The organism is Candidatus Nitrosotalea sp. FS (genome assembly GCF_011319475.1).
GTDB lineage: Archaea > Thermoproteota > Nitrososphaeria > Nitrososphaerales > Nitrosopumilaceae > Nitrosotalea.
In genome coordinates this window covers 124-1,215 of sequence record NZ_RCMC01000008.1, presented here as the reverse complement: position 1 = coordinate 1,215, position 1,092 = coordinate 124, and the positions used below count along the sequence as shown (strand labels likewise).

Here is a 1,092-nt window from a genome sequence, read left to right as displayed (position 1 = left end):
ATACTAAACCATTTACAAATGATCCATACTATACGAATAGATGCATTAGTATTAGAAGACAAAGAAATTTCTGATCTTGTAAAATCAAATGAAGCAAATCCAGTGCGACAAATGTTTTATGATAAAATAACCATATTCAACTCACAGAACTTTTGGCTCTGGATGAGAAACGAGATCATAAAGGGAATAAAGATAAAGACTGAGGAGACTTCAACTCATCCGGCAAAGATATCAGAAGAAGATCTTGTTTATAATTTGGCTCGATTTGGATATACAGAATTTGGTCCAAAGATAAAGGAAGGAAAACAAATTTGCATAGAGTATACAATAGCAGCTTTAATGTCTAGTAAAGATGCAAGACGCATTGATGCCATTACAATAATACTTGCAAAGAATACAAAAAGTACAAATTATGACCTCCTATTGTTTATCTCACGAAAATACGAGTTTGCTGAGAAAATACTAGGTATCATGAAATCATTGAGAAACCTAGTAGCACATACTAAAATGATAGTTGAAGAGCCCATAAAATTACTTGAGGCTATGAACATAGAGGAGATAAAGGCCGATGAGAAGAGAATGAAGGATAGGTTGAAGTTGTACCATGTCACTTGATAACACAAAACTGCTGAATTTTCTAGATGAGATTGAAAAAGAATTAACACGTAAGATCGTGGTAGTTGCAGTAGGGGGAACAGCCATGACGCTTCTCAAGGCCAAATCATCTACGATAGATGTAGATTTTACAATACCTGATGAATATCATGAAGATTTTCAGACTGTTTTGAAAATTGTACAACCTGGATTCAGAGTAGATGTGACCGCTGGAAACTTGATATTTTTTACTTCTTTGCCAGATGATTATCTGAAAAGAAGTAAATTGATCAAAACCAAATTAAAAAAAATACAACTGAGAGCATTACATCCTGTTGATATTATAGTCACAAAGATTGCTAGGCTTGAAGAAAGAGATGAGCAAGATATTGAATCCTGCATGAAAAAATTCAAGATAACAAAGAACCAAATTATAAAGCGAGCCAACCAGATTCCTTCACTTGTTCATGATAAAACATTCCAAACTAATCTCAAAAA

Annotated in this window: 2 protein-coding genes; both read left to right on the top strand. The window is 33.4% G+C overall.

The features are described 5' to 3' along the window. A partial coding sequence (locus DYY66_RS00095) for a hypothetical protein (protein ID WP_166285133.1) occupies positions 1-615 on the top strand: 615 nt, incomplete at its 5' end. Then, a partial coding sequence (locus tag DYY66_RS00090) for a DUF6036 family nucleotidyltransferase (RefSeq protein WP_166285131.1) occupies positions 605-1,092 on the top strand: 488 nt, incomplete at its 3' end. The genes DYY66_RS00095 and DYY66_RS00090, both read left to right, overlap by 11 nt.